This is a genomic window from Butyricimonas sp. BSD2780061689_150309_C8 (assembly GCF_015560935.1).
Classification (GTDB): Bacteria; Bacteroidota; Bacteroidia; order Bacteroidales; family Marinifilaceae; genus Butyricimonas; species Butyricimonas paravirosa.
Genome location: NZ_JADMSV010000039.1, coordinates 23,328 through 29,647 on the forward strand (window position 1 = coordinate 23,328; position 6,320 = coordinate 29,647).

A 6,320-nucleotide genomic window follows, 5' to 3' on the forward strand; every position below is an offset into this window, starting at 1 on the left:
CGCTAAAAAGAATGTTATCATGAAACTGGTTAAATATTTTTTACAGAAAAAGTCTCTGACCATCCTGTTGCTTTTGCTTGTGCTGTTCGGGGGATTGTTCGCTTACGTGAAAATGGGGAAACTGGAAGATGCCCCGTTCACGATCAAACAGGCTTTGGTGCTTACCCCTTATCCGGGAGCCTCTCCATCGGAAGTGCAGACGCAGGTGACCGACGTGTTGGAGGAATCCATACAGTCGTTGGGGGAACTCTATTATTTGAAGACGGAGAATCGGGCCGGGCTGTCAAAAATCACGGTTTACGTGAAGAAAGAGATCCGGGCGGATGAGATGCAGCAACTTTGGGATAAACTCCGGAGAAAAGTGAGTGATGTACAGGGAAAACTACCGGCAGGAGCTGGGCCTTCTGTCGTGAATGATGATTTCGGGGATGTGTTGGGTGTTTTCTATGGGCTGACGGGAATGGGACATACCTACCGGGAACTGGAGGATCAGGCGAAGTTAATTAAGAATGAGATTCTCAAGGTGAAGGATGTTGCCAAGGTCGAGATATACGGGGTACAGACCCCGACGATTGATGTGAAAATCAGTCCTTCGGTGATGGCACTTAGCGGTATCACGACCGCGGATATTGCCCGTGCTTTCGAGGGACAGAATAAAGTGGTGGATGCCGGGGGGATAGATGTCGGGGAGAATCGGGTACGTATTGAGTCAACCGGGAATTTCTATTCGTTGGATGATATTCGGAATCTGACCATTGTTTCTAAAGGCGGGGAGCATTTCCGGCTGGCGGATATTGCCGAAATCGAGGAAGCCTACCAGACGCCGGCTTCCAATATGATGCGTGTGAACGGGGAACCCGCTATCGGAATTGCTATTTCTACGGTTCCGACGGGGAACGTGGTGGATATGGCCGAGGCAGTAAAAGAAAAGATAGATTGGTTTGCATCCGAGATGCCTGAAGGATATGCTCTTTCCTGCATTTATGATCAAGGGTACGAGTCTGCCGTGGCAAATCGGGGGTTCATTGTCAACCTGATTGTTTCCGTGTTGACTGTCGTGGCGATATTACTCTTCTTTATCGGTTTTAAAAACGGGTTGTTGATCGGCAGTGGGTTGGTGTTTTCCATTTTCGCCACGTTGATCGTGATGTTTGCTGACGGGATTGCCTTGCAGCGTATGTCTTTGGCCGCGATTATCATTGCCATGGGTATGCTGGTAGATAATGCGATCGTGGTATCGGACTCCGCGTTGGTGAATATGCAACGGGGGATGCGCAAGCGGACAGCCATTATGAGGGCTTGCTCTGCAACGGCTTTGCCATTATTAGCCGCAACGGTTATTGCTATCCTGACTTTTATGCCGATTTATTATTCACCGCATATTACGGGGGAATTGCTGTCTTCGATGGTTGTCGTGATCGGGGTGTCATTGATGTTTAGTTGGGTATTTGCCCTCACGCAAACGCCGTTCTTCATACAGGAATTTGTGCGTCGTCCACGTCCGGACGAGTTGACGGCAGAGTTGTTTACCGGTAAATGGTATGATCGTTTCCGACGCTCGTTGCGGGTGGTGATCCGTCGTAAATATGTGGTGGTGGGTTGTCTTGTGGTTATGCTTTGCGTGTCGGCGTGGAGTTTCCGGTTTATCCCGAAAGTTTTCGTGCCTTCGTTGGATAAACAATATTTCACGGTCGATATGTGGTTGCCGGAAGGGACTCGTATTGAAGAAACTGATCGGGTGGCGGACGATATGGCTGATTATGTCAGTACTTATCACGAAATGGAGATGGTGTCGGCTTTCGTGGGGCGAACTCCGCCACGATATTATTTGTCGAACGTGTCATTCGGGCCTCAATCCAATTATGCTCAATTATTGATAAAATGTAGAACATCGTCGGAATCCCGTCAGCTATATGCTGTGTTACAAGATTCTCTCCCGGCGAAATACCCGGAGGCATTTATCAAGGTGAATAGTTTCGAATTGAGCCCGTTGAACGAGGCGTTGATTGAAGCTCGTTTTCTGGGACCGGACCCGTCGGTGCTGGATTCTTTGGTGGGTGTTGCCGTGGATATTATGCGTCGCAATCCGAAAGTGGCGGATGCCCGTAACGAGTGGGGAAGTATGGCGATGATGATTCGTCCGGTGTATGATCCCGTGAAGGCTGGAGCCTTGGGGATCACGAAGGCGGATATGATGCAGTCTGTGAAATCCATTCAAGATGGGGTGACGGTTGGCGTGTACCGGGACGACGAGAAGAAAGTACCTGTGTTGTTGAAATCTGCCGGGGCGAATATTACGAATGCCGAGGCTTTGGGTAATTTCTCCGTGTGGAACGGGGAAAATTCTGCCCCGCTGTCGCAAGTGACGGAACGGATTGAAACCACGTGGGAGTTCCCGCAGATGCGGACGTATAATCGGCAGTTGTCCATGGCCGCCATGTGCGGGGTGAAACCGGGTACTACTATGGCGGAAGTACACGGGGAGATCCGGGCAGAAGTTGAGAAAATACAACTCCCTGAGGGATATACATTCTTTTGGGATGCTCAATTCAAGGATCAAAAGGAGGCCATACAGGCCATCGTGATGTATTTCCCGTTGGCATTTCTGTTGCTTGTTGTCATTCTGGTGGCCTTGTTCGGAAACTTCCGGCAACCAATCATTATTCTTTGCGTGTTACCTTTATCACTGATTGGCGTGGCTGTCGGGATGTTGCTCACGGGATTTGATTTCGGGTTCTTCCCTATTGCGGGGTGGCTGGGATTATTGGGTATGATTATTAAAAACGTGATTGTGTTGATTGACGAGATCAACGTGCAGCATGGGAACGGGGTGGACTTGTACACTTGTATCGTGGAGGCCACGGTTGTACGTACCCGTCCGGTATTGATGGCTGCAACAACCACGATCTTCGGGATGGTTCCTTTGTTGTTTGATATTGCTTTCGGGGGAATGGCAGCCACGATTATTTTCGGGTTGACATTTGCCACGCTATTGACGCTGTTTGTTACCCCGGCTCTTTATGCCATATTCTATAATGTAAAAGAAAATTAACGATGAAAAAGATATTTGTATTAGGTTGTATGCTGGCGGGTGCGTTTACCGTGTCCGCCCAACAAAGCTCTCTTCTTGAGAAATACCGGAACATGGCTTTGGAATATAACCATGATCTCAAGGCTGCGGAAAAGAATATTTCGGTGAGTATGGAACTGGAGAAATCCGCCCGTGCCGATTTGAAGCCGAAAGTGGAGGCGGGAGGAAATTTTCAGTACACGGGGAATCCCATGGAACTATCGGCAGATGTGCCTTCGTTGGGGCGTTCCGTGGGATTTAAGGGGAAAAATATGAAATACGGGGTGTCGATGTCGCTCATGCAACCGCTTTATACCGGGGGACGGGTGCTTGAAACGATTCGGATGGCCCAGTCACGGCAAGCCGTGGCGGCACAACAGGCGGAGGTGGTGAAGAATGCCGTGTGTTACCAGACGGATATTCAGTATTGGAACACGGTGGCCCGGCAGGAGATCGTGGGTGTGGCCACGGATTTTCGAAATTCGATGTCCTCGTTGGTAAAAACGATCCGGGAGAGGGTGGATGCCGGGTTGGTGGACCCGCAGGATTTATTGATGGCGGAGGTGCAACTGAACGAGGCGGAGTACCGTCTGTTGCAGGCAAAGAGTAGTTTCGAGACGGGGCGTATGGCTTTGAATTCGATTATTGGGCTAGAGTTGTCTAACCCGACCATGATAGAAGAGAATGTTCCTTTATTGCTGGTTGAGGATTCGGTTCTTCGGGGAAACGGGAGTAATCGGCCGGAGATCAGGATGGCCGAGGAACAGGTGAGAATGGCGGAAAGTGCGTTGCGAGTGAATGATGCGCAGTATAAGCCACAGGTCTATGTCGGGGTTGACGGGAGTTATTCTTCTCCGGGGTATAACTTCCGCACGGATATGGACCCGAATTACGTGGCGTACGCGAAAGTATCCATCCCGGTGTTTGAGTGGGGAAAGCGGCGAAGTGAGAAGAGAGCTTCCCGGGGGCAAGTCGGTATGGCTTCCGATCAGTTGAACCGGGTGAAAGACAACGTGGCACTGGAAGTACAGACGGCACGGCTGAATTTGTTACAGGCACTAGAACAGGTGAAATTGACAGGAAATTCGTTGGAGAAGGCCAAAGAAAATGAGACGAAAGCGTTGGAGCGGTATGGGGAGGGAAAAACGTCTATATTGGAAGTGATCGATGCTCAAACCTATCGGGAAAATTCGCAACTTAATTACGTGCAGGCTAAAACGGAGGCGCAGAGCTATTATTCCGGGTTAATAAAAGCCTTGAACGCGTACGAATCTTTGTAAATTAGACTAACTTTGCTAAATAAACAGGATCACGACATGAATAAGAAACTGGATATTTTGCTGTATGCCGGATTGTTTTCCGGGTTGGGGGTATTTTCATATCTCCTGTTAGTGAGTTATTCCGGTTTTTCACCATTGGTACAGGAAGAGTTGTATTCTTTCGGGGCTTGTCTGTTCTGTATTCTTGCATTCAATATTTTAGGGTATTTCACCATGCGTATCAGCTCGTGGCTGAACGTGAGCTACGCTTTGAATATCCGGAGAAGGTGGAGGATTGTTGTGATTTACCTGTTGGTGATGTTGATGTTCTTTTTGCTGAACTATGGTTTACTGGTTTCGGCTAAGTTACTGGCGGGGGCATCGCATCCTTTTACTTTCTATGGCGGGGGAAAGTTTGTACTGGTTCTCGTTTGGTTGGTGGAATTAGTTATCTTGGGGTTGTTGCTGGCTTTCAGGGCTATACGAGAGATGTTGCGGTTGCAGCAACATACTGCGGCTTTGCAGGAAGAGAATAATACGGCGCGGTACGTGGCTTTGCAGAATCAAGTGAATCCGCATTTCCTGTTTAATAGTCTCAACACGCTGATTGCCGAGATCGAGTATAATCCTCGTAATGCCGTGGAGTTTACCCGGAATCTTTCGAATGTTTATCGTTACGTGTTGCAATGTCAGGATAAGACTCTTGTGACGTTGGGAGATGAACTAGATTTTCTGGATGCTTTCCTGTTTTTGCATAAAGTGAGATTGGGAGATTGTATTACCTGCGATATTGAAGTGCCGGATGATTGCCGGGAACGGATGGTGCCGCCGCTGACGTTGCAATTACTGGCGGAGAACGTGATCAAGCATAATTCGATTTCTACCACTCATCCGATGAGGATTGCCATTTGGGTTGATGAGAATTTTCTGGTAGTGAGTAATTTGGTTCACCCTAGGAAGGATGTCCAGTCTTCCGGAATCGGGCTTCAGAATCTGGCAAACCGCTGTAAGTTGATTACAGGTAAAGAGATAGAAATAGTTGATAAATTAGGTGCATTTACAGTAAAAATACCTTTTGCTGATGAATAATTTGAAAGTAGCCATTATTGAAGATGAGGTGCCGGCAGCCCGTTTGCTACACTCCATGCTCCGGCGATTGCGTCCCGCTTGGGAGGTTATGGTTTTGCCGGGGAGCGTGGAAGAGGCGGTGCAATGGTTTGCCGAGAACCCGCATCCGGATTTATTGTTTCTGGATATTCAGTTATCGGATGGAGATTCGTTCAGTTTTCTGACATCTGCTCGTCCTTCTTCCGTGATTATTTTTACCACGGCTTATGATCAGTACGCGATTCGGGCTTTCACGGTAAATAGTGTAGACTATATCCTGAAACCCGTGGATGAGAAACGTTTGCTTGAGGCGATCGTGAAATATGAAACACTAGTTGCTGCAAATACATCTCCGGAAAACGGTTACTTGGATGTTATCCTCGATAGTCTCCGGCATCGGGAGAAAGCCTATCGTACTCGCTTTCTCATTGCGGGAGGGGAGCGTTTCCGTCCGTTGGAAGTGAGTGACGTGGCTTATTTCTATTCCGAGAATAAAATCACATTTGCGGTGACCTATACCGGGCAGGAACATATTGTTGACCTTTCTTTGAATAAGTTGGTGGAACAATTGGACCCAGATCAGTTCTTTCGAGCTAATCGACAAGTATTGCTTTGCGTGAAAGCTATTAGTCATGTGGAACCTTATTTTAACGGTCGAATCGTGGTTTTCGTGAAACCACCCTATAAATCACAGATTATTATTAGCGAGGAAAAGATTACAGCATTTAAGTTGTGGTTGAATTTTTGATGTAATACATTCCCGTTTGAAGATAAACAGAAAAGAGGCTTCTTAGCCTCTTTCTGTTTGGCCATGTGGCCAAAAATAGTTGGTAAATTCTTTATAACGATTTGAATTCCAGAATGATTAATTACCTTAATTGAAA

Annotated in this window: 4 protein-coding genes; all 4 read left to right on the plus strand. The window is 47.7% G+C overall.

Annotation, left to right across the window (positions count from 1 at the left end):
- Window positions 1-19 precede the first annotated feature (19 nt).
- The 4 genes from I2I33_RS19320 to I2I33_RS19335 are packed head-to-tail and all read left to right on the plus strand — an operon-like array spanning window position 20 to window position 6,184.
- On the plus strand, window positions 20-3,052 hold the full coding sequence (locus I2I33_RS19320) for an efflux RND transporter permease subunit (RefSeq protein ID WP_087420860.1): 3,033 nt from the start codon (window positions 20-22) through the stop codon (window positions 3,050-3,052).
- A 2-nt stretch (window positions 3,053-3,054) separates the two neighbouring features.
- Window positions 3,055-4,350: a TolC family protein gene (locus I2I33_RS19325; protein WP_087420861.1), complete on the plus strand. Its 1,296-nt coding sequence runs from the start codon at window positions 3,055-3,057 to the stop codon at window positions 4,348-4,350.
- A gap of 36 nt (window positions 4,351-4,386) precedes the next feature.
- The gene (locus tag I2I33_RS19330; protein ID WP_087420862.1) at window positions 4,387-5,418 is read left to right on the plus strand and encodes a sensor histidine kinase; all 1,032 of its coding nucleotides are present in this window, start codon (window positions 4,387-4,389) and stop codon (window positions 5,416-5,418) included.
- Entirely contained in the window at window positions 5,411-6,184 is a 774-nt protein-coding gene (locus I2I33_RS19335) for a LytR/AlgR family response regulator transcription factor (RefSeq protein WP_087420863.1), read from the plus strand. The genes I2I33_RS19330 and I2I33_RS19335 overlap by 8 nt, the downstream gene beginning before the upstream one ends.
- The last annotated feature ends 136 nt before the right edge of the window (window positions 6,185-6,320 follow it).

Excerpts from the sequence above, each read along its gene's own strand:
- I2I33_RS19325 (WP_087420861.1), top strand. The coding sequence starts at position 3,055 with ATGAAAAAGATATTTGTATTAGGTTGTATGCTGGCGGGTGCGTTTACC.
- I2I33_RS19330 (WP_087420862.1), top strand. The coding sequence starts at position 4,387 with ATGAATAAGAAACTGGATATTTTGCTGTATGCCGGATTGTTTTCCGGG.
- I2I33_RS19320 (WP_087420860.1), top strand. The coding sequence starts at position 20 with ATGAAACTGGTTAAATATTTTTTACAGAAAAAGTCTCTGACCATCCTG.
- I2I33_RS19335 (WP_087420863.1), top strand. The coding sequence starts at position 5,411 with ATGAATAATTTGAAAGTAGCCATTATTGAAGATGAGGTGCCGGCAGCC.